Origin of the sequence: Pantoea sp. BJ2, from assembly GCF_040255075.1 — a bacterium.
In the GTDB taxonomy this organism is placed as follows: Bacteria; Pseudomonadota; Gammaproteobacteria; order Enterobacterales; family Enterobacteriaceae; genus Pantoea; species Pantoea leporis.
This window is the reverse complement of record NZ_CP158292.1, coordinates 2,106,522-2,127,583: the sequence shown is the minus strand read 5'-3', so window position 1 is coordinate 2,127,583 and position 21,062 is coordinate 2,106,522. Positions and strand designations below refer to the sequence as shown.

General features: G+C 55.6%; 17 protein-coding genes. 10 read left to right on the top strand and 7 right to left on the bottom strand.

From position 1 onward, the window contains the following. Positions 1–60 precede the first annotated feature (60 nt). The gene (gene uspE, locus AAF463_RS09815) at positions 61–1,017 is read right to left on the bottom strand and encodes a universal stress protein UspE (protein ID WP_101764321.1); all 957 of its coding nucleotides are present in this window, start codon (positions 1,015–1,017) and stop codon (positions 61–63) included. Positions 1,018–1,135: 118 nt separating this feature from the next. Beyond that, complete coding sequence (locus tag AAF463_RS09810; protein WP_008106391.1) at positions 1,136–1,888, bottom strand: FNR family transcription factor; 753 nt, start codon at positions 1,886–1,888, stop codon at positions 1,136–1,138. 296 nt (positions 1,889–2,184) lie between these two features. On the opposite strand from AAF463_RS09810, the gene smrA reads away from it, so the two are divergent. Continuing rightward, the gene (gene smrA, locus AAF463_RS09805) at positions 2,185–2,751 is read left to right on the top strand and encodes a DNA endonuclease SmrA (protein ID WP_101764322.1); all 567 of its coding nucleotides are present in this window, start codon (positions 2,185–2,187) and stop codon (positions 2,749–2,751) included. Here smrA and AAF463_RS09800 read toward each other — a convergent pair. Continuing rightward, the gene (locus AAF463_RS09800; protein ID WP_101764323.1) at positions 2,748–3,668 is read right to left on the bottom strand and encodes a LysR substrate-binding domain-containing protein; all 921 of its coding nucleotides are present in this window, start codon (positions 3,666–3,668) and stop codon (positions 2,748–2,750) included. The genes smrA and AAF463_RS09800 overlap by 4 nt on opposite strands. A 322-nt stretch (positions 3,669–3,990) precedes the next feature. Between AAF463_RS09800 and AAF463_RS09795 the strand changes: the two genes are divergently transcribed. Both AAF463_RS09795 and AAF463_RS09790 read left to right on the top strand, forming a co-directional pair. Continuing rightward, positions 3,991–5,325 carry an aromatic acid/H+ symport family MFS transporter gene (locus AAF463_RS09795; protein WP_101764324.1) on the top strand — a complete coding sequence of 445 codons (1,335 nt, stop codon included), beginning with the start codon at positions 3,991–3,993 and terminating at the stop codon, positions 5,323–5,325. Between the two features lie 88 nt (positions 5,326–5,413). After that, positions 5,414–6,751 carry a VOC family protein gene (locus AAF463_RS09790; protein ID WP_350260657.1) on the top strand — a complete coding sequence of 446 codons (1,338 nt, stop codon included), beginning with the start codon at positions 5,414–5,416 and terminating at the stop codon, positions 6,749–6,751. Between the two features lie 54 nt (positions 6,752–6,805). Here the strand turns inward: AAF463_RS09790 and AAF463_RS09785 are convergent, their stop codons facing one another. Beyond that, positions 6,806–7,240, bottom strand: a complete 435-nt coding sequence (locus AAF463_RS09785; RefSeq protein WP_101764325.1) for a DoxX family protein — start codon at positions 7,238–7,240, stop codon at positions 6,806–6,808. A gap of 192 nt (positions 7,241–7,432) precedes the next feature. On the opposite strand from AAF463_RS09785, the gene AAF463_RS09780 reads away from it, so the two are divergent. After that, entirely contained in the window at positions 7,433–8,950 is a 1,518-nt protein-coding gene (locus tag AAF463_RS09780; protein ID WP_101764326.1) for a carboxylesterase/lipase family protein, read from the top strand. Positions 8,951–9,163: 213 nt separating this feature from the next. Further along, positions 9,164–10,831, top strand: coding sequence for a methyl-accepting chemotaxis protein (locus tag AAF463_RS09775; protein ID WP_350260656.1), 1,668 nt, complete (start codon positions 9,164–9,166; stop codon positions 10,829–10,831). Here AAF463_RS09775 and AAF463_RS09770 read toward each other — a convergent pair. Next, positions 10,828–11,670, bottom strand: coding sequence for a LysR substrate-binding domain-containing protein (locus tag AAF463_RS09770; protein ID WP_210080703.1), 843 nt, complete (start codon positions 11,668–11,670; stop codon positions 10,828–10,830). The genes AAF463_RS09775 and AAF463_RS09770 overlap by 4 nt on opposite strands. A 126-nt stretch (positions 11,671–11,796) precedes the next feature. Between AAF463_RS09770 and AAF463_RS09765 the strand changes: the two genes are divergently transcribed. Continuing rightward, positions 11,797–12,963 carry a methionine aminotransferase gene (locus AAF463_RS09765; RefSeq protein ID WP_350260655.1) on the top strand — a complete coding sequence of 389 codons (1,167 nt, stop codon included), beginning with the start codon at positions 11,797–11,799 and terminating at the stop codon, positions 12,961–12,963. 16 nt (positions 12,964–12,979) lie between these two features. Continuing rightward, entirely contained in the window at positions 12,980–13,759 is a 780-nt protein-coding gene (locus tag AAF463_RS09760) for a transporter substrate-binding domain-containing protein (RefSeq protein ID WP_110866208.1), read from the top strand. Between the two features lie 34 nt (positions 13,760–13,793). On the opposite strand, the gene pepT is transcribed toward AAF463_RS09760, so the two are convergent. Further along, positions 13,794–15,020: a peptidase T gene (gene pepT / locus AAF463_RS09755; RefSeq protein WP_101764331.1), complete on the bottom strand. Its 1,227-nt coding sequence runs from the start codon at positions 15,018–15,020 to the stop codon at positions 13,794–13,796. 126 nt (positions 15,021–15,146) lie between these two features. Here pepT and AAF463_RS09750 point away from each other — a divergent pair, with 126 nt between their 5' ends. Further along, on the top strand, positions 15,147–16,742 hold the full coding sequence (locus tag AAF463_RS09750) for an ABC transporter substrate-binding protein (protein WP_350261988.1): 1,596 nt from the start codon (positions 15,147–15,149) through the stop codon (positions 16,740–16,742). A 1-nt stretch (position 16,743) separates the two neighbouring features. On the opposite strand, the gene AAF463_RS09745 is transcribed toward AAF463_RS09750, so the two are convergent. Beyond that, on the bottom strand, positions 16,744–17,670 hold the full coding sequence (locus AAF463_RS09745) for a LysR family transcriptional regulator (protein WP_192233930.1): 927 nt from the start codon (positions 17,668–17,670) through the stop codon (positions 16,744–16,746). Between the two features lie 148 nt (positions 17,671–17,818). Here AAF463_RS09745 and AAF463_RS09740 point away from each other — a divergent pair, with 148 nt between their 5' ends. Beyond that, the gene (locus AAF463_RS09740) at positions 17,819–19,240 is read left to right on the top strand and encodes a M20 family metallopeptidase (protein WP_350261967.1); all 1,422 of its coding nucleotides are present in this window, start codon (positions 17,819–17,821) and stop codon (positions 19,238–19,240) included. Continuing rightward, a complete protein-coding gene (locus tag AAF463_RS09735) occupies positions 19,237–20,511 on the top strand; it encodes an MFS transporter (RefSeq protein WP_350261966.1) in 1,275 nt (424 codons plus the stop codon). The genes AAF463_RS09740 and AAF463_RS09735 overlap by 4 nt, the downstream gene beginning before the upstream one ends. Positions 20,512–21,062 lie beyond the last annotated feature (551 nt).

Below are 21,062 nucleotides of genomic sequence, written 5' to 3'. Positions count from 1 at the left end.
TGATTCACCGCCCTGAGTAGAAATAAGTAGGGCGGCCATGGCGAGCCGCCCTTTTTTTAATCAATCGTCTTCATCTTCTTCGTCATCGTGATCAATCGGCGATTTGAAATCGTCTGGCTTGATCGCCAGCAAATCACAACGCAGATGATCAATCACCTGTTCCGCAGTGTTACCCAGGAACGCGGCTGACAAACCGGTACGGCCGATGGTGCCGAGCACCACAATGCCGGCGTCAAGATGCGAGGCAATATCCGGAATCACTTCCTCGGGCAAGCCTTTCGCCACGTGGGTGAACTCTTCACTGATGGAGAATTTTTGACGCAGCGCTTTCATCGCCACTAAATGCTGGCCGCGAATCGCGTCGTTGTAAACGCTGGGATCAAAGTCGGGCAGTTCGATAGCAATATTGATCGGGGTGATGGGGTAAGCGCCGACCAAATGCACTTCGGTGTGATTCACCATCTCGGCAAGCAGCGTGGTTTCACGAATCAGCTTCTGATTCAGCTCATCATGATGCGGCTCTTCGCTGGCTAAGTTGACCGCTACCACTGCTTTGCCGCCTTCGGGCCACGCCTGATCTTTCACCATCCATACCGGACATGGACATTTACGCAGCAGATGCCAATCCGTCGGGGTGAAGATGACCGCTTCGAGGCGATCGTGCTGGTGCGCCATTTTCAGCACTAAATCATGCTGATGTGCCAGAATTTCCTGGATGATGGCTTCATAGGGACGGTTATGCCAAACCACTTTGATTTCAATTTCAACGCCAGCCTCAATATATGCCTGGGCCTGTTGGCGGATCCATTCGGTACGTTGGCTGATCACCCCTTTGCGCATATTGGAGCGCTCGTCGGGCGACAGCAGCGTGGTCATTTCATATGAGAAGTCGTAAATAGGCAGGAAAGCTTTGATTTTTCCGCCAATACGTTGATTGAGATAAACCGCACGACGCAGCGCGGGCTGATCGTCCTGCTGGGCATCAATAGCCACCAGAATATTTTGGTACCGGGACATAAGCCGATCTCCTAAAACCAAAGCAAGTTGGGTTAAAGATAGCCTAAGTTTCGACAGGGCAGAAGCGGAAAAGTTGTTGCCGGATCAATAAAATAACTTTTATTAACCCGGCACAGAATCACGCGGCCTGTTCGGTCTGGCCAGCTAATTCTGCCAGCAGAGCGTGGTTCTCAATGGTGATATATTTGCCTTTTACGGCCAGCATGCCACTTTTCTGGAAGCGACCCAGCAGACGGCTGATTGTTTCTACGGTTAGTCCCAGATAGTTACCAATGTCGCCACGCGTCATGGTCAAACGGAATTCACGCTGTGAGAAGCCGCGCTGACCGAAACGACGCGACAGATTCCAGACAAATGCCGCCAAACGCTCTTCGGCATTTTTCTTCGACAGCAGCAGAATCATATCCTGATCGCCTTTGATTTCACCGCTCATCAAACGCATCATCTGCTGACGCAGCGCCGGCATTTTACCGGAGAGGTCGTCAAGCGTTTCAAACGGGATTTCGCACACCATCGCGGTTTCCAGCGCTTGCGCAAAGCTTGGATGTTTGGCACCAACAATGGCGTCAAAACCCACCAAATCGCCTGCCAAATGGAAGCCAGTAATTTGCTCGTCGCCTTGTTCAGTGATGGTGTAGCTTTTGATGGTGCCGGAGCGGATTGCGTAGAGAGATTTCAGTTCATCACCGGCTTTGAACAGCGTCTGGCCTTTCTGAATCGGCTTTTTGCGCTCAATGATGTTATCCAGCTGATCCAGTTCGTGCTCGTTCAGCGTGAAGGGAATACACAATTGGCTGATACTGCAATCCTGACAATGGATGGCACAACCGCCAGACTGAATACGTCGAATGCTGCGTTTTTCCTGGATCATATAGTTACGCTCGATGATTATTGACTGCGGTCAATTTTAACATTTTTCTAAGCGAAGGGAACTCATCCGAGCAGTAAATGTCCTTAAAACCCCACAAATGTCAGGTATTACGGGGTTTGCGCTGGTCTGATTGAAGCGCATTTATTGATCTGGAACGTTTTGTTGCCAGGTTTACAGCTATAGCGCGCTTAATACAGCGCAAAAAGTGACAGATGTTTTGCCCATAATCCTTTGCTACTCTTTTGCTTTAGCGTCGAATTGGACGCGCAGGCAAACACCAGGCGAGAGGAAACACCATGAACCTTGATGATGAAGACCTTTTCCGTGATGCCATGGGTGATGTGACACCATTAAAAAATTGCGCTAATACCCAATGGCTACGCGCACCTTCGCCTAAAGCGCCGCGTGCGCCGCAGGAAAGTGACGAGCAGGAAAATTTCCTCACGCGTGGCTATCTCGACATCGTTCCACTGACAACACCGCTGGAATTTAAAGTTGAAGGCGTACAGCAAGGCGTGCTGGATAAGCTGCGACTGGGCAAATATCCGCCTGAAGCCAGCCTTAATCTGTTGCGTCAGCCAGTGGAAACCTGTCGTCAGGCGCTGTTCAGTTTTATGCGGCAGGCCAATAAACATGGGTTGCGCAATCTATTGATTATTCATGGAAAAGGGCGCGACGATGAGTCGCACGCCAATATCGTGCGCAGCTATGTGGCGCGATGGTTGCCGGAGTTTGCAGAAGTGCAGACCTTTTGTACGGCGCAGCCGAAAGATGGTGGGGCGGGCGCGCTGTATGTTGGTTTACGAAAAACCGAACAGGCGCGCCTGGAGAACCGTGAGCGTCATGCAAAACACAGTCGCTAGCTGTGGAATTTGCGGATGGTCGCCATCAACACTTCGGCGCTCAGGCTTAATGGACTGCCGCTGCGCGTAATAATGCCCACCGGTTCGCCTGGCCCCGGCGAGGCGATCGGTAGCGCACACAACGCATCGTGATTCAAATCTTCTTTGATGGCGCCAGAAGGCACAAACCACACATAGTCGTAACGCAGTGCCAGCTGCCGCGCCAGCGATGTCGATGAGGTTTCAACGCAGTTTGCTGGCAAGGTACAACCTTGCTCATTCAGCATATGCTGCGCGATACGGCGCGGTGCGGTGCCTTCCGGCGAAATCACTACTGGCCACTGCATCGCGCGCGACAGCATAACGTTCTCGCTTAACAGCGGATGATCGGGGCGCACCACCAGTTTGAGTGATTCCAGAAACAGCAATTCATAAGTGAGTCCGGCCATCATATCGCTGTCCGCCATACGACCAATCCCGACATCAAACTCACCGGCACGTAAACCGGCCAACAACACGTTGTTATGCAATGTCGCAACCTGCACCGTGGTGTTAGGTTGCTGTTCATGGAAGCGATCGAGAATTTGCGGCAGCATGCCCATCGCCGCAGTCGTCAGCGCGCCGAGCCGAATCACCACCGGTCGGCCCGGCTGGGGCGCGTTGAAGCTCTGACCAGCATGATTAAGCGCATCCAGCACTTTCACCGCATGAACCAGAAACTGTTCGCCCAGCGTGGTGAGCTGCGCGCCGAGTCGTCCGCGCTCAAACAGTCGCGCGCCCGCCAACTCTTCCAGCTCATTCAGTGTTTTCGATAAAGCGGGCTGGCTCAGATTGAGCGTTTCAGCGGCACGACCGAGCGTTCCTTGCTGCGCCACCGCCACAAAGGTATGTAAATGACGCAAGCGAATGCGCTGATTGAAAAGGATATTTTTGTCCATACGCCCAACATAATGAGTTATGCCGAGGAGCAGCAATGAGGAAAAGTTAATTATGTTAACTTGCCTGCAAATTTATATTAACAAAAACACCGCTATGCAAGCTTTGCCGCTAACCTGATGTATTTATGGGTAAAGCTGAAAAAGACACTTTTTGCAGCATATTCGCGCGCTCTTAAATCAATAACATACAGCGTAAAAAGTTGAATAGTTCTCAATTACATTCAAAAAGAGTGCCTGTTATTGTTAACGATGAGCTATGATAAGCGCCGTTTTTTTTACTAAAACTGATGCCCTAAACGGTTAAAAGTGCAGGAGTCGTTACGTGACCAGCGTTGAAGCAGTAGACGTTCGCCAGCTTATCAATAAGAGTGCGCTTAGCAGCTGGCAGAAGCGCTTAATCGCGCTGTGCTTCGTGGTAGTGGCGCTGGACGGCATGGACATTGCGCTGATGGGCTTTATTGCGCCCACGCTGAAAGCCAGTTGGGGCGTCACGAATCATCAACTCGGCATGGTGATCAGCGCGGCGCTGATTGGTCTGGCATTGGGGGCGATGGTCGCTGGACCGCTGGCCGATCGCTATGGTCGCCGCGTGATGATCCTCATCAGCGTGCTGTTTTTCGGTCTGTGGACGCTGGCCACGGCGATGGCGCAAAACATCGAACAGATGATGCTGTTCCGCTTTCTCACCGGCTTAGGGCTTGGGGCCGCGATGCCCAACGTGGGCACGCTGGTTGCCGAATACGCGCCCGAACGTCGCCGCTCATTTATTATTACCGTGGTGTTCTGTGGCTTTACCTTTGGTGCCGCGACGGGAGGCTTTGCCGCTTCGTGGCTGCTGCCGCGCTATGACTGGCACTCCGTTATGCTGATGGGCGGCGTGCTGCCGCTGCTGGTGCTGCCTTTTTTAGTGCGCGGCTTACCGGAATCGGTACGTTTTCTGATTAGCCGTCGCGCGCCTGCCGCACGTATTCACGCCATCCTCGAACGTATGCTGCCCGGCAGCGTGCAGCCGGATAGCCATTATCAAAGCACTGAGTTGCCGACCGCGCGTAAAGGCTCGGTGGCGACCGTGGTGTCGCGCCGCTATCTGTTCGGCAGTTTGATGTTGTGGGGCGGCTACTTTATGGGGCTGTTCCTCGTTTACCTGATTGGCAGCTGGATGCCTTCATTGATCAGCACGCTCGGCATGTCGGTGACGGAAGCGGCGATTGTCACGGCGATGTATCAGGCCGGCGGAACCCTTGGCTCGCTGTTTGCGGGTTGGTTGATGGACCGCATCAACGCCAATCTGGCGCTGGCGGTAATCTATTTCTGCGGTGGCATTGCCATTGTGGCGCTGGGTTTTTCACCCGCGCAGGTCGGCTTAATGAGCGCCATCGCTTTCTGCAGCGGCTTCTGTTTTAACGGCGCCAATACCGGCATGAATGCGCTCTCCGCCAGTTATTACCCAACTCATGCGCGTGCCACCGGCTCCAGCTGGATGCACGGCATTGGTCGCATCGGCGCCATCATTAGCGCCTTTGTCGGTGCCGAGTTATTAACGCTTGGCTGGACGTTCAGTCAGATCTTCCTGCTGCTGGCGATTCCTGCCGTGTTAACCACCATCATGCTGGTGCTGAAATGTCGCTTTGGTGACCAGTCAAACCTCACCGAGTGACAAGGCGATCACAGTTCCACGAAATTGTTACCCGCCGCTAAAGGGTTGATCTACAGTAGCAACAACCCGTTAGCCCAAGGTGATGATGATGCCAAACTTTCTCAGCAGCGATGCCATCCGCACGCTGTTCTCGCAGGCAATGTCGACCCTGTATCAGCAGGAAGTGCCGCAATACGGCACGCTGACGCAGTTGGTCACCGCTGTTAATGAACGTACGCTGGAAGCCAATCCCGAGTTAAAAAACCGCTTGTCGGCCGCCGATGAACTGAGTCGCCTGAGCGTCGAGCGTCACGGTGCGATTCGCGTCGGAAAGGCTGATGAACTCAGCACGTTGCGCCAGATGTTCGCCGTGATGGGCATGGAAGCGGTGGGGTATTACGACCTGTCGCAAGCCGGTGTGCCGGTGCACTCCACGGCGTTTCGTCCGGTCAGCGATCGCGCGTTGCGCCATAATCCATTCCGCGTTTTCACTTCGTTGCTGCGTCTGGAACTGATTGATGATGCGGCGCTGCGCGAGAAGGCCGCTGCAATTCTCGCCGCGCGCGATATCTTTACGCCAGGTTGCCGCGCGTTGATCGCTAAGCATCATCAGCAGGGCGGTTTGAACGCCGCGGATGCCGCCACTTTCGTGCAGGAAGCGCTGGAAACCTTCCGCTGGCATGCGCACACCACCGTAGACAGCACCACTTATCGCGCACTGAGCCAGCAGCATCGTCTGATTGCCGATGTGGTGTGTTTCCGTGGTTGCCACATCAACCATTTGACGCCGCGCACGCTGGATATTGATCGGGTGCAAGCGCTGATGCCTTCACGCGGCATCGATCCCAAAACCCTGATTGAAGGCCCGCCGCAGCGTAAAGTACCGATTCTGCTGCGCCAGACCAGCTTCAAAGCGCTGGAAGAAGCGGTGCACTTTAACGATGGTACGCCGGGGACGCACACCGCGCGCTTTGGTGAGATCGAACAGCGCGGCGCGGCGCTCACCCCGAAAGGACGCGAACTTTACGATCGTCTGCTGGCCGAAGCCGGTACCGGCAGCGATAACCAGCATCACCAGCAACATCTTAGCGCGGTGTTTAGTGATTTCCCCGACGACGAAGAGTCTTTGCGCGAGCAGCAGCTGGCGTGGTTCCGCTATCGCCTGACCGAAAAAGGCGAGCATTTGCCGCCACGCGCGGGCGAAAGCGTGACGCAGTTGCTGGCTGAAGAGCGTTTGAGTGCCGAACCGATCGTTTACGAGGATTTCCTGCCGGTCAGTGCCGCGGGGATTTTCCAGTCGAATTTGGGCGACGTGGCGCAAACACGCAGCGCGGGTAATGCCAGCCGAGCGGATTTTGAAAGCGCGTTAGGTTGCGCGGTGCAGGATGAAATGGCGTTGTACCAGCAGATGCAGCAGCGCAGTCTGGATCGCTGCGGCGTAGCCTGAGGAGAAATGTTACAGCCGGCCTGAAATTCAGCAGACCGGCTGCTTTTCTTGTGGTTATTGCAAGCGCGCGTCACGCACCAGCGTGTACTTCCCGGCACCCAAAAACATAATGGCGAGCGCACCCAGCAGGTAAAGCGCTTCTGTCTCCAGCGCCCACGCACCGACGTCGGTGCGATGCCAGACAGCGCCCATTTTTACCAGCAGTGTCGCAACAATCATGTTCACCGCAATAATGAACGCCGCAGGGCGCGTCAAAAATCCGATGATCACCATTACAGGTGCCGCTATTTCCCCGATGTAAGCACCGTAAGCGATGAAACCTGGCATTCCTTTGACGGCGAGCATGTGCGCAATCCAACCCACGCCATGCACCACTTTGAACGCCCCATGAAACAGCAGCAATCCGCCAAACGTCAGGCGCAAAAGCAGTTTGCCAAGGTCCGGGTGATCGCACATCCGGTTGAACATTTGATTAATGCCACCAAACATGGTGTTTCTCCGTCGCGCCAGGTTAACTTACAACCTTAAAGCAAATGGCCTCGATGGGGTTAGCCAAAATATTTGATGGAGTTGTTCAAAGAATCGCGCCGCGTTTCGGCTTAATCTGCAAATGCTTTCAGAACATGGACATTCGTCCAAGGCCTGCAAATAATGGAACGATGCATTATCAGGGAACCCGAGATGAAAAATGAACGACGTCTGAGGATCATGACCGCAGAAGGGGAACTCAGAGGCCTGATGGACGAAGATCTTTTTGTCTTTAAAGGAATACCGTACGCAGCTGCACCTACTGGCGCTTTACGCTGGCGACCGCCGCAGCCGGTCCAGCCGTGGCAAGAGGTGCGTGATGCGACCGAATGGGGCGCAGCAAGCTGGCAAAATCGTGACTATTGCGTGGCCGCCGGCGGTGGCGATCCCGGTCGCTTTAGTGAGGATTGTCTCTACCTGAATATCTGGACGCCGGATGTTGAGCCTTCGCGGCCGTTGCCGGTGATGGTCTGGTTGCATGGCGGGGGATTTTCCATCGGCGCCGGTAATCTTGATCCTTATCGCGGTAAAGCGCTGGCGGCGCAAGGTGTGGTGGTGGTAACGCTCAATTATCGCCTTGGTCACTTCGGTTTCTTCTCTCATCCGGCGCTGGATGCGCAATACCCCGACGGGCGCGTGATCAACAACTTTGCCTTACTCGATCAAATTGCTGCTTTGCAGTGGATTCAGCGCAACATTCCTGCCTTTGGCGGCGATCGCCATAACGTGACGCTGTTTGGTGAATCCTCCGGTGCGCGTAGTGTGTTATCGCTGTGCTGCTCGCCGCTCTCCGAGGCGCTGTTTCACAAGGGCATCGTACAAAGCGCCTACAGCTTGCCCGACATCCCGCAAAAGCAGGCACAACAGATCGGTTTACAGGTCGCGGCGCATTTTGCGTTACCCGAAGATGCCAGCGCCGAGCAGCTGCGTGAGCTACCGGCCGAACAATTCTGGCCGTTAGAACGCCCGCTGGCGCTCGGCCCGGTGCCCATCAGCGGCGATGCGGTACTGCCGAAACCGATGTTAACCACGTTTATCTCCGGCAAGCAGCATCGCATTCCGTTAATGATCGGCAGCAACAGCGATGAAGCCAGCGTACTGGACTATTTTGGCGTGGATGCCACGGCAGTATTGCGACAGATGCGCAGCAAAAACCGCATCAGTTATCGCCTGATGAAGTGGCTGTACGACATTCATGATGATGCGCTGCTGGGACGTGCGGTGGCGCGCGATATGGCGTTCACGGTGTTACCGTTAATCATCGCTCAGGCGCAGCACAATATCGGCCTGCCCGCATGGCGTTACTGGTTCGATTACGTCTCCGAAAATGCGCGCGACCTCTATCCGCACGGAACATGGCACGGCAACGAAATTCCCTATGTCTTTAACACGCTGGATACGCTAGCGCCGCCAGCGGAACGCAGCTACAGCGAGCAGGATAAAGCGTTCGCCTCCACAGTCAGCGCTTATTGGGTCACCTTCGCGCGTGAAGCCAGCGAGTTCAGCTCGCACTTAGCGGGTGAAGTAGATTGGCCAGCCTGGCGACCGGGCGACGATCTGACGCTGGCGCTGGGCGATCAGGGCAAAGCCCAGGCGGTGGTGAAGGCGCGCTTTATGCGTGGACGGCTGCGTTTGTTCCGTTTGATGATGCGCAGCCACGTTAAGCTTTAATGAGCGTGCTAATGGTGTAATCTGGCAAATCAATTTATAAGGCAAATTTTCGCCTATCTTGCTGATAAATCTTAAAAGCGCATATTCCTCACCCGCGTCAGTAAGCAATTAATTAGCTTACAAAACCGTTACATTTTCCCAATCCGATGCCGATAAACGCAATATGCCCGATTTTATCGGGCCTCCTTCGCGTTTCACACCAAGGGATTATGTATGGGTATCTTAAAAAATTTCACCATCCGCGCCGTATTGCTCACCATTCTTGGGCTGTTTTGCCTGCTGTGGTGTGCCGTTGGGCTGTTTAGCGTCCACTCACTGAACGCCCTCGGCGAGGGCAACGAGATTGACCGCCAACTGGTCAATCAAATGACCATTTTAAGCAAAGGAAATGATCAATATTTTCGTGTGGTTACGCGTCTGTCTCGCGTGATGGAAGGCCGCGCCTCAGGCAGCGCAGTCGGTGCTGATGCTTTTACCCCGGTGCAACAAGCGCTCGACAATATGAAAACGCTGCTGGCGCAGTTTAAAACCATGGCGCCAGGTCCGATGGATGCGGAGACCGCCAATAGCGTCATCACCAACTGGCAAAAACTGCTCGATGAAGGCATCGCACCGCAGGTTTCGCTGGCGCAGCAGGGCACGCTTGAAGCCTATCGTGCGCAAGCCAATGACGTCACGCCGCCGCTTAGTCGTGCGTTTGGTGCCAGCGCGGAAGCTTTCAATAAAGCCGCAGGCAGCAAACTGGATGAGACGCGCGTCACCGTCGATAAGCTCACCAGCATCACTAAAGTCATTATTCTGGTGGCGGTGGTGATTGGCTTGTTTATCTTGCTGTTTACCGATCGCTATCTGGTGGCGATGCTGGTGAAACCACTGGAGCGTATCCGTAACCATTTCACGATTATTGCGCAGGGCGACCTCAGCCAGCCGGTGGAAGATTTTGGCCGTAACTGCGTCGGCAAACTGGTGCCGCTGCTGCGTGCCATGCAGGACAGCCTGCGCGAAGCGGTAAGCGCGATTCGCAGCGGCACTGAAAACATTTATCGCGGCGCAGCGGAGATCTCCTCCGGCAACAACGATCTCTCATCGCGTACCGAAGAGCAGGCGGCCGCGCTGGAGCAAACGGCGGCCAGCATGGAGCAGTTAACTGCCACCGTGAAGTTCAACGCCGACAACGCGCGTCAGGCCAGTTCGCTGGCCGAAACCGCTACCGGCACCGCACAGCAGGGCGGACGGTTGGTGGGCGAAGTGGTTACCACCATGCAAGGCATCTCCGGCAGCTCGAAGAAGATCGCTGAGATCACGAGCGTGATTAACAGCATCGCTTTCCAGACCAACATCCTGGCGCTGAACGCCGCGGTAGAAGCCGCACGCGCCGGTGAACAGGGCCGCGGTTTTGCCGTGGTGGCCAGTGAAGTGCGCAATCTGGCACAGCGCAGCGCCGGTGCGGCGAAAGAGATCGCCACATTGATCGAAGATTCCGTGCAGCGCGTGGAAAAAGGGTCGGCGCTGGTGAGCAGCGCGGGCAGCACCATGCACGACATTCTTAAGTCGGTGCAGGATGTAAATGAAATCATGAAGCACATCGCTGCGGCGTCAGAAGAGCAGAGCAAAGGGATTTCGCAGGTCGGTACCGCCGTCACCGAGATGGACAGCGTCACTCAGCAGAACGCCTCGCTGGTTGAGGAAGTTTCTGCCGCTGCCAGCGCGCTGGAGCGCCAGACGCAGGAGCTGCAGGCCTCGGTGGCGAAATTCCGTCTATCGGACAGCGCGCCGGTAAATAAGGCCGTGGTATCGCCAACCGCGCTGCGTCGGCCGGTGTTGACCGGCGCAGGCCTCGCACATCCGAAATCAGCCTCTGACGAATGGGTCTCGTTCTAAACCTCAGATAACCACGCCACCAGTTCCGGCAGGAACGGTGGCGCATCTTTTTCCGCCCGCTGTAACAGGCTGTAGCTTGCGCCGGTCGCCACACTGGTGGCAAACGGCGCAATCAGTCGCCCATTCACCACATCGTTCTGCACCAAGGTGACATCCGCCACCGTGACGCCAAATCCCTGAATCGCAGCGCTGATCGCGAGATCCATGGTGGCGAAATGCTGATTGCGCGTCATTGGCAACGCGGCATCCAGCCCGGCCAGCCAAAGCTGCCAGTCGCGTGAATCCGGCGTGGGATGCAGAAAAGTAAACTTCGCCAGTTCGCCAATCTGCGTGGGCGGCGTGACGCTGCTGGCCATCACCGGCGTTAAACGCTCCTCAAACAGGCAAATCGAACCGGCTGGCGACGGGCCAAACACAATTGCCGCGTCAAAGTTATCGAGCTGCGAGCCATGATCGAGTGTGGTGGTCAACGCTACGTGAATATCTGGCCGCTGCTGTTCCAGCGCCACCAGACGCGGCACCAGCCAGCGCATGGCGCAGGTAGGCGCTTTCAGACGAATCGAGGCGTTGCTGCGGCTGGCTTTTTCTGTGGCATTCACCAGCATGGCGAAACCTTGCTGCAATTCCGGCAGCAGCGCGGCACCTTGTTCGGTGAGATGCAGACCACGGGCGTGGCGGGTAAACAGCGCGAAGCCCAGCCAACTCTCCAGCGTGGCGATTTTACGGCTCACCGCGCCTTGGGTGATGCACAGCTCGCTGGCGGCACGCGTCAAATTGAGATGGCGCGCGGTGACCAGAAACGCGTGGATGGCATTGAGCGGCAGAGCAGAGCGGGACATAATAACCTCAAGCTATGATTTTTAATCATGGCTATTATGACAACAATTCGCTTGTCGACTCAAGCCGCACACCGTTGAATAGAAATCTACTTTCGATACGTGGTTATGCAACCTTACGAGGCACCGATGACCTTGAACAGCAGTGTTAACATCTCTTCCAAACAGCCCGATGTCGGCACGACGATTTTTAGCGTCATTGGCCAGCTGTCGGCGCAGCATAAAGCCATTAACCTGTCGCAAGGCGCACCCAACTTTCCGTGTGATCCCAAGCTGGTTGAGCTGGTCAGCCAGGCGATGCGTGACGGTCATAACCAATACGCTTCAATGACCGGCCTGCCGTCGCTGCGTGAAGCGCTGGCGGAGAAAGTTCACACGCTGTATGGCCAGCACTATGATGCCGGCAGCGAAGTGCTGATCACCGGCAGCGCCAGCCAGGGCATTTACATGGCGATTTCCGCGCTGGTCCACGCAGGCGATGAAGTGATCTTCTTCGAGCCGGCGTTTGACAGCTACGCGCCGGTGGTCCGTCTGCAGGGCGCTACGCCAATTGGCCTGAAGTTGCAGGTGCCGGATTTCGCCATCAATTGGGACGAACTGCGCGCCACCATTACGCCGCGCACCCGCATGATCATCATCAATACGCCGCACAACCCCAGCGCGCAGGTGCTGTCAGCTGCGGATCTGGATCAGTTAGCCGCGTTGACGCGCAACACCGATATTGTGGTGCTGTCTGACGAAGTCTATGAACACATCCTGTTTGATGGCCGTACGCACTGCGGCATGGCAACGCATCCGGAACTGGCGCAGCGCAGCGTGGTGGTTTCCTCCTTCGGTAAAACCTTCCATGTCACCGGCTGGCGCGTGGGTTATGCGCTGGCACCGGCAGCGCTGATGGAAGAGATCGTCAAAGTCCATCAGTTCATGATGTATGCCGCCGATACGCCGATGCAGGTCGGTTTTGCTCACTATCTGCAAAATCCGAAGAACTATCTGCAGCTGTCGCCGTTCTATCAGGAGAAGCGCGATCGCCTGCTGACCTTGATGCAGGATTCGCCGTTTAAACTGCTGCCGAGCGCCGGTTCGTTCTTTATGTTAGCCAGCTACGGACATTTCAGTGACGAAAGTGATAGCGAAATGGTAAAACGTCTCATCGTCGATCACGGTGTGGCCACCATTCCGTTGTCGGCGTTTTATATGGACGGCACTGACAATAAATTAATTCGCCTGTCATTCGCAAAAGACGACGCAACACTTCAGGCCGGTGCAGAAGCGCTCTGCCAGGTCAAAGGGTAACTTAGGGGTAAATATAATGAAAAAATTGAACGCACTGTTTGTCGCTTTGGGCATGCTGACTTCGGCGCACGCGCTGGCGCAGGAAACCTTACGCTATGGTCTTGAATCGCAGTATCCGCCATTTGAGAGCCGCAACGCGCAGGGCGAACTGGAAGGTTTCGATATCGAACTGGGTAAAGCGATTTGTCAGGTAGGCAACTTCGACTGTAAGTGGGTGGAAAGCAGCTTTGATGCGTTGATTCCGGCGCTGCAGGCGAAAAAATTTGATGCCATTAACTCTGCGATGAACATCACCGAAGCGCGGGCGAAAAGCATTGACTTCACTAAGCCGATCTACCGCATTCCGACTATGTTAATCGTGAAAGAGGGCGAGAAGCTGCTGCCAACCGCCGAATCACTGAAAGGGAAAAACATCGGGGTGCTGCAGGGTTCGATCCAGGAAACCTATGCCAAGAAACACTGGGAAGCGCAGGGCGTTACAGTGACCTCTTATCAGGATCAGAACCAGGTTTACAACGACATGGTTGCCGGTCGTCTTGACGGCACGCTGGTGATGTCAGCTGCCGGTCAATCGGGCTTCCTCGAAAAGCCGCAGGGTAAAGGTTTCGCCTTTGCCGGCAAGCCGGTAGAAGATGACACCATTCTCGGCACCGGTATCGGTTTTGGTCTGCGTAAAGGCGATGACAAATTGAAACAAGAGCTGGATGCGGCAATCACCAAGGTGCAAGCCGATGGCACCGTCACTAAGCTGGCGGCGAAATTCTTCCCTGGGATTGATGTTTCAGCGAGCAAATAACCTAAAAAAGGTCGCCATGAAGGGCGACCTTTTTTTATTTCGCGGCTAAATAACACAACGCTTCGGCCACCTGATACGACTTCACAAATGAGGGAACCGGCAAAAACTCAAAACGCGAATGGAAATTGTGCGCGCCGGTGAAGAAGTTCGGGGTCAATAATCCTTTCGCTGACAGCGCTGCACCGTCGGTGCCGCCGCGCATCGGGATCACCTTCGGTTCCACGCCCACTTGCTCTAACGCGGCAAAAATCAGGTCAATCGCACGACGATCTTCACCAATTGCATTACTGATATTGCTGTAAATATCGTTAATCGTCAGCGCTACATGGCCGGTGGGATAACGCGCGGCGATTTCATCGGCCACTTCCACCAGTTGCTGTTTCTTCGCATCAAAACCCTGCAAATCGAAATCACGAATCGAGGCTTTCAACACCGCGCGGCTGGCGTTGGCATTCATATCGTTGAACCAGATATAACCTTCGCGGCCTTCGGTATGTTCGGGGGTTTTTAAGCGATCGAAGCGGGAGATGAAGTCATGCGCCATCAGCAGCGGATTGACCAATACGCCTTTGCCCGACATCGGATGCGCCGGCACGCCGGTAAACACCAGCTCAGCGGCGGCAGCATTGAAGTTTTCATACACCACTTCACCCAGCTCGCAGCAGTCGATTGTCCAGGCGAAATCGACGTTAAAGCGCTGCTCCAGATCCAGCGCTTTAGCGCCGCGCAGGCCAATCTCTTCATCGGGCACAAACGCCACCACGATATCACCGTGATCGCCACGCAGGTTCTCCAGCAACGTCATCACCACCGTTACCGCCGCTTTGTTATCGGCGCCCAGCACGCTGGTGCCGTCGCTGAAGATAATCTCCTGCCCGAGATAAGGTTTGATCTCCGGATGTTCCGCCACGCGCAGCCAGATGTCCTGCGTGCTGTTAAGGCACAGATCTTCTCCGGTGAACCTGAGGGTTTGCGGGTGGATATCCGGCGACAAGCCAACATCCACGGTATCAATATGGGTGATAAAACCGATACGCGGCGCATCAGGGCGATTACCGGGTTTCACCGCAGTGACCGTGGCGTGCTGGTCAATCACGATATCCTGCAAACCCAGTTCGCCCAGCTCTTTTGCCAGTAACTCCGCCATCGCATGTTGGGACGGCGTACTCGGCAGCGTGGTTGATTTGGCATCGCTCTGGCTGGAAACCGCCAGATAACGGTAGAAACGCTGGGTCAATTGGCTGGCAAGTTGGTCTGTCATCACAATTCCTTATTAGCATTGCGGCGTCTGTAGTACGCGTGCTGGTTAAATCATGTTATTTATTAATCAGATGAACATTACATAACGAAGCAGACTCATGGAAGTCAATAAAAAGCGAGGATCATGATGAAAAAAATGATGGCAAATCTCACTCTCACTGCAATCGGTTTGGCGGTCGCGGGCGGGGTTTCGGCAAAAACGCTGGTGTACTGTTCAGAAGGATCGCCAGAGAACTTTAACCCGCAATTGTACACGTCGGGAACCAGCGTCGATGCCAGCGCGGTACCGATTTTTAACCGACTGGTGGACTTCACGCCCGGCACCACCGAACTGGTGCCGGGCCTCGCCGAGAGCTGGTATATCAGCCCGGATGGTAAGGTCTACACCTTCCATCTGCGCAAAGGGGTGAAATTCCAGAGCAACAAGCTGTTTAAGCCGTCGCGCGATTTTAACGCCGACGACGTAATCTTCTCGTTTATGCGCCAGATGGATGCCAAAAACCCCTACCACAATGTCTCCGGCGGTAACTATGCCAACTTCGAAAGCCTCGAGCTGGCGAAGCTGATCACCAGCATTGAGAAGGTCGATGACAATACCGTGCGCATCACCCTAGCTCACGCTGAAGCGCCATTCCTCGCCGACTTAGCCTGGTATTTTGCCTCGATCCATTCGGCTGAATACGCCGACCAGATGTTGAAAGCCGGCACGCCGGAGAAGGTCGATATGGAGCCGATTGGCACCGGGCCGTTTGAGCTGGTGCAGTATCAAAAAGATTCGCGCATTCTCTATAAAGCCTTCCCGGAATACTGGCAGGGCAAGGCGAAGCTCGATCGTATTGTCTTCTCGATCACGCCGGACGCCTCGGTGCGTTATGCCAAGCTGGAGAAAAACGAATGCCAGATTATGCCGTTCCCCAATCCGGCCGATCTGGAGAAGATGCGCACCAATCCCGATTTAACGCTGGAACAGAAATCGGGCCTGAATACCGGTTTTCTGTCGTTCAACACCACCAAAGCACCGCTGGATAACGTCAAGGTGCGTCAGGCGCTGGCGATGGCGATTAACAAACAGGCGATCATTGATGCCATCTTCAAAGGTACTGGCACGGTAGCGAAAAACATCCTGCCGCCGGACGTGTGGAGTGCGGATAAAGATCTGAAGGATTACGACTACGATCCGCAGAAAGCCAAAGCGCTGCTGCAGGAGGCGGGGATTAAGCCAGGCACCGAAATCGCCCTGTGGGCGATGCCAGTACAGCGACCGTATAACCCGAATGCGCGACGAATGGCAGAGATGATTCAGGCGGACTGGGCCAAAGTGGGTATCAAAGCCAATATCGTCAGTTATGAGTGGGGCGAATACCTCAAGCGCGTGAAAGGCGGTGAGCATCAGGCGGCGCTGATGGGCTGGACCACGGCGACCGGCGATCCGGATAACTTCTTCGGTCCGCTTTACAGCTGCACCTCGGCAAATGGCGGCTCCAACTCGTCGAAATGGTGTTATCAGCCGTTTGAGAAGATCATTACCGAAGCGCGCGCCGAGCAAAATCACGACAAACGCGTGGCGCTGTATCAGCAAGCGCAGCAGATTATGCATGATCAAATGCCAGCGGTGATGATTGCTCACTCAACCATCTTCGAGCCGGTGCGCAAATCGGTGACTGGTTATCAGGTCGATCCGTTCGGTAAACACATCTTCTACCCGGTGGATATCAAGAACTGAGTCACGGCTTCCAGCGCTGGCGCAGCGGTTCCTCTAACGCATCCAGCTGTTGCAGCAAAAAGGTGAGAAACACATTCAGGGCGGCACTGCGAGGTCGCCCTGATTGCGTCTGCAGCTGCAAGGTGCGCTGGCTCAGCTGATCGATGCCTACCGAGCGCAAAATCAAACCGTGCGTTTCCGCTTCCTGCAGCACGGTAAAGGCGCTGCAAATTGTCACCGCCTGCGGCGTGCGCAGCAGGAATTGAAACAACATCGAAAAGGTATCGCAGGTCATCACCGGCTCAACCAGGCTGCCATTCATATGGCTGGCGAGCTCAAACAGTTGCCGCACGGTGGTGTTTTGCTGCGGCAAGGCCAGCGGATAGTGACTGAGATCGGCGAGCGTGACCTGCGGCGCGTTGGCCAGCGGATGCGTTTGATGCATCACGATTAATACCGGTGCCGGCCACGAACCCATCACTTCCACACCGCGCTCAGCGTGAAGACTAAATTGCAGCGCCACGTCACACTCGCCGTTGCGCAGCGCTTCCGCCACGCCTTGCGTGCTGGCGACTTTCACATCAAACAGCACGCCCGGATTATCATTGCGAAAATCTGCGATCAAACGCGGTAGCAGCGTAAATGCCAGCCCATCGGTGCAGGCCACGCGAATCAACGTGCGGCGCACCGCTTTCAGTCCCTTAATTTCCGCCAGCGCATACTCCATATCCAGCAGGTTCTTTCGTACGTGATGTGCAAAAATTTCGCCCGCTTCGTTCAACACCATGCCGCGCGCGTGACGCGCAAACAGCGGCACGCCAACCTGATTTTCCAGCCGCTGAATTTGCCTGCTAATCGCCGACACCGCCACAAACAGCTGTTCGCTGGCGGCGCTGAGCGAGCCAGTATTAGCGACGGCGAGAAAATAGCGGATTTCACTGCTTAACATGCGGATGCCTCATGGTGGTGCATGCCTCGAAATCGGGCAGGCTAGCTTTGCTATAAAAGCAAATCTTACTCGATAAATTGATAATTGTGGCAAAGCAGTGTTTCCGCAAAGATGCCTTAACGACAAAACAATAAAAGACAGGGCAAACATGACAGCACAACGGGCGGTTCAACAAGCCACCGCTTATTTTGACAGCGGGGAGTTTCAACGAATTTTGGCGCGTCGCGTGGCGCAACGTACCGAAAGCCAGCGCGACGATCGTGACAACGAATTACAGCGCTATTTGCAGGATGAGATCGGTCCGCAGCTGATCGCTCTGGGCTTCACGTTGCATTTCATCGACAACGCGGAAGCCGCTAATCGACCGTTCCTCGTGGCGGTACGCATTGAAGATCCCATGCTGCCAACCTTGCTCAGCTATGGTCACGGCGATGTGGTGTTTGGTGATGATGAAAACTGGCGCGACGGCTTATCACCATGGCAGATGGTTGAAGAGGGCGATCGCTGGTATGCGCGTGGCAGCGCGGATAATAAGGGCCAGCACTGCGTTAATCTGGCGGCGCTGGAGCAGGTGTTTGCGTTGCGCGGCAGCAGCCTGGGCTTTAACTGCAAAATACTGTTTGAGATGGGTGAAGAGATCAGCTCGCCAGGGCTGGCGCAGTTGTGCCAGCAGCATGGCGAACTGCTACAAGCCGATCTGTTTATTGCTTCAGACGGTCCGCGCCTCAATGCAGTTCGTCCAACGCTGTTCCTGGGCTCACGCGGCGCGGTTAATTTCCGTTTGACCGTTAACGCGCGTGACAACGCCTATCACTCCGGCAACTGGGGCGGATTGTTGAGCAATCCGGGTACGCAGTTGGCCAACGCCATCGCCTCGCTGGTCAACGCGCAGGGCGTGTTGCAGGTTGAGGCGCTGAAACCCAACTCTTTGACGCCGCAGGTGCGCGATATTCTCGGCGATATCGAGGTGGGCGGCATGCCGGGCGATCCCGATATCGATGTGAACTGGGGCGAGCCGGGACTGACGCCAACCGAACGCCTGTATGGCTGGAACACGCTGGAAGTGTTGTCGTTTCTCACCGGCAATCCGGCGCGTCCGATGAATGCTATTCCGGGCAGCGCCACCGCCGTTTGTCAGCTGCGTTTTGTGGTGGGTACCGACTGGGAAAACCTCGCTCAGCATGTGCGCGCCCATCTGCATCAGCACGGTTTTGACTATGTGGAGGTGGAGTTTATGCGCGGATCGCCCGCGACACGCCTTGATCCCACCGATCCGCTGGTCAACTGGGTGCTGACCAGCATGGTGGAAACCAGCGGCAAGAAACCGGCGCTGCTGCCTAATCTTGGCGGCTCGCTGCCCAATGACGTGTTCTCCGACATTCTCGGTTTGCCAACCTTGTGGGTGCCGCACTCGTATCCAGCTTGCGGCCAGCATGGCGTCAACGAGCATATGTTGAAATCGATTGCCCGCGAAGGTTTGCAGATTATGACGCGTCTGCTGTGGGATCTCGGCGAGCAGGGAACGGAACTGGTGGCGCAGCATCGTGCGCACGTTGGAGGTGGCCAATGAGTACATTAAATACCACGATGCCGTTGAACGCAGCGAAGCCCAATCTGCACAAAACGCTGTTCGCGACCTGCATCGGTAACGCGCTGGAGTGGTTTGATATCGCCGTGTACGGCTTTTTTGCCAGCTACATTGCGCATGCCTTCTTTCCTACCAGCGATCCGTCGGTTTCAATGTTGCTCACCTTTGGCAGTTTTGGTGTGTCATTCCTGATTCGTCCGCTGGGCGCGATTGTGCTGGGCAACTATGCCGATCGTCACGGTCGAAAAAAAGCGCTGCTGTTATCGATCAACCTAATGATGCTCGGCGGCGCGGTCATCACCTTTATGCCGAGCTACAGCAGCATTGGCCTGATGGCACCGCTGCTGATTTTGCTGGCGCGTCTGGTGCAGGGTTTCTCTGCCGGGGGCGAATTTGGCAGCTCGACGGCGTTCCTGGTTGAGCATTTCCCGGAGCGCAAAGCCTTTATCGCCAGCTGGCAGTTCGCCACGCAGGGCGCCAGTACGTTGATGGCATCGGCGTTTGGCCTCGGACTGACGCAGATTCTCAGCGAAAGCCAGATTCAGGATTGGGGATGGCGTATTCCCTTCGCCTTCGGCCTGCTGATTGGCCCGCTGGGGATCTATATTCGACGTCACGTACATGAACCGGCGAGCTTTGCTGAGCACAAACCGGAAGCCGCGCCGCTGAAAAGCCTGTTTGGCCGCCAGAAGGAGTTGATGCTGTTGGCGATCGGCCTAATGGTGATTTCGACTGCGGTGAACTACATGCTGAACTATGTGCCGACTTACGCCACCAAAAATCTGCATCTGTCGGGCAGCGTGGCGTTTACTGCTACCTTGTTGGCGGGTGTGATTCTGACGGTGGTCACGCCCATTATGGGGTTATGGGCCGAGCGGGTGGGGCGCGTGCCGCTGATGTGGGGATCGTTGTTTTTGCTGATCGTCACCATCTATCCGGCGTTTAAGCTGGTGGTTGATCACACCACGCCGACTACGTTGATTTTGCTGGTGTGCTGGATGGCGCTGCTGAAGTCGATCTACTTCTCAACGGTGCCGTCGGTGATGGCGGATCTGTTCCCGATGGGTACGCGCGCCAGCGGCATGGCGATCAGCTATAACGTGGCGGTTACGGTGTTTGGTGGCTTTGCCCCGCTGATTTGTACACTGCTGATTAGCGTGACCGGCACCAGTCTGGCGCCCGGTTATTATCTGATGGCGATGTCCGTGTTAAGCGGCCTGGCGCTGCTGCGCAGCCAGAAGCGGGTTTCATAAAGGTTTCAGGGTTACAGGTCGCCACTTATGGCGTAATGCTTGTCCGTTAAGAAACCATTTTGCTTTAAATCTGGTGCGGGCTCTGACACATCTGCTGCGTCATGGGCCGTCCTCGCGCCGCTAACGCGGTGCCTTCGGCTTCCACGTCGTGCCAACGGACCGTTCGCGGATCGGCCGTCCTGGCCGCCCCGAACTGCCTCACGCATCCATGCGTGAGGCTCCTGGCCCAACGTAAAAGCCTCAGCGCTGCGGATAGCCCTTTTGCCGCAGCAGACGCGCCAGAGCCTCTGGCAAATGTGCCCTTTTCAGAAACACGCACTGAAGCTTTAAAGCAGGCCGGGGGCACTTTTGGGCAGGCAATCCGCAGCGCTGAACGAAGCGAGTAAGCCAGGAGAGCCCGCAGGACGCGGGCGAAAGGTGGAGCCGGGACAAGGACGTCCCGTCTCCACCGGTCCGTCAGGCAGACGAGCGAAGTGAAGGTACCGCGCTAGCGGCGCGAGGACCGCCGGACCAAAAGTGCCACCGGCCTGCGCCCTCGTCGTTGGCTTAAT

What these genes read in the sequence shown, in the direction of transcription:
- AAF463_RS09760 (WP_110866208.1), top strand. Translation starts at nt 12,980, where the DNA reads ATGAAAAAATTGAACGCACTGTTTGTCGCTTTGGGCATGCTGACTTCG.
- AAF463_RS09790 (WP_350260657.1), top strand. Translation starts at nt 5,414, where the DNA reads ATGCCAAACTTTCTCAGCAGCGATGCCATCCGCACGCTGTTCTCGCAG.
- AAF463_RS09780 (WP_101764326.1), top strand. Translation starts at nt 7,433, where the DNA reads ATGAAAAATGAACGACGTCTGAGGATCATGACCGCAGAAGGGGAACTC.
- AAF463_RS09785 (WP_101764325.1), bottom strand. Translation starts at nt 7,240, where the DNA reads ATGTTTGGTGGCATTAATCAAATGTTCAACCGGATGTGCGATCACCCG.
- AAF463_RS09745 (WP_192233930.1), bottom strand. Translation starts at nt 17,670, where the DNA reads ATGTTAAGCAGTGAAATCCGCTATTTTCTCGCCGTCGCTAATACTGGC.
- AAF463_RS09800 (WP_101764323.1), bottom strand. Translation starts at nt 3,668, where the DNA reads ATGGACAAAAATATCCTTTTCAATCAGCGCATTCGCTTGCGTCATTTA.
- AAF463_RS09765 (WP_350260655.1), top strand. Translation starts at nt 11,797, where the DNA reads ATGACCTTGAACAGCAGTGTTAACATCTCTTCCAAACAGCCCGATGTC.
- smrA (WP_101764322.1), top strand. Translation starts at nt 2,185, where the DNA reads ATGAACCTTGATGATGAAGACCTTTTCCGTGATGCCATGGGTGATGTG.
- AAF463_RS09740 (WP_350261967.1), top strand. Translation starts at nt 17,819, where the DNA reads ATGACAGCACAACGGGCGGTTCAACAAGCCACCGCTTATTTTGACAGC.
- AAF463_RS09775 (WP_350260656.1), top strand. Translation starts at nt 9,164, where the DNA reads ATGGGTATCTTAAAAAATTTCACCATCCGCGCCGTATTGCTCACCATT.
- uspE (WP_101764321.1), bottom strand. Translation starts at nt 1,017, where the DNA reads ATGTCCCGGTACCAAAATATTCTGGTGGCTATTGATGCCCAGCAGGAC.
- AAF463_RS09735 (WP_350261966.1), top strand. Translation starts at nt 19,237, where the DNA reads ATGAGTACATTAAATACCACGATGCCGTTGAACGCAGCGAAGCCCAAT.
- AAF463_RS09810 (WP_008106391.1), bottom strand. Translation starts at nt 1,888, where the DNA reads ATGATCCAGGAAAAACGCAGCATTCGACGTATTCAGTCTGGCGGTTGT.
- pepT (WP_101764331.1), bottom strand. Translation starts at nt 15,020, where the DNA reads ATGACAGACCAACTTGCCAGCCAATTGACCCAGCGTTTCTACCGTTAT.
- AAF463_RS09750 (WP_350261988.1), top strand. Translation starts at nt 15,147, where the DNA reads ATGAAAAAAATGATGGCAAATCTCACTCTCACTGCAATCGGTTTGGCG.
- AAF463_RS09770 (WP_210080703.1), bottom strand. Translation starts at nt 11,670, where the DNA reads ATGTCCCGCTCTGCTCTGCCGCTCAATGCCATCCACGCGTTTCTGGTC.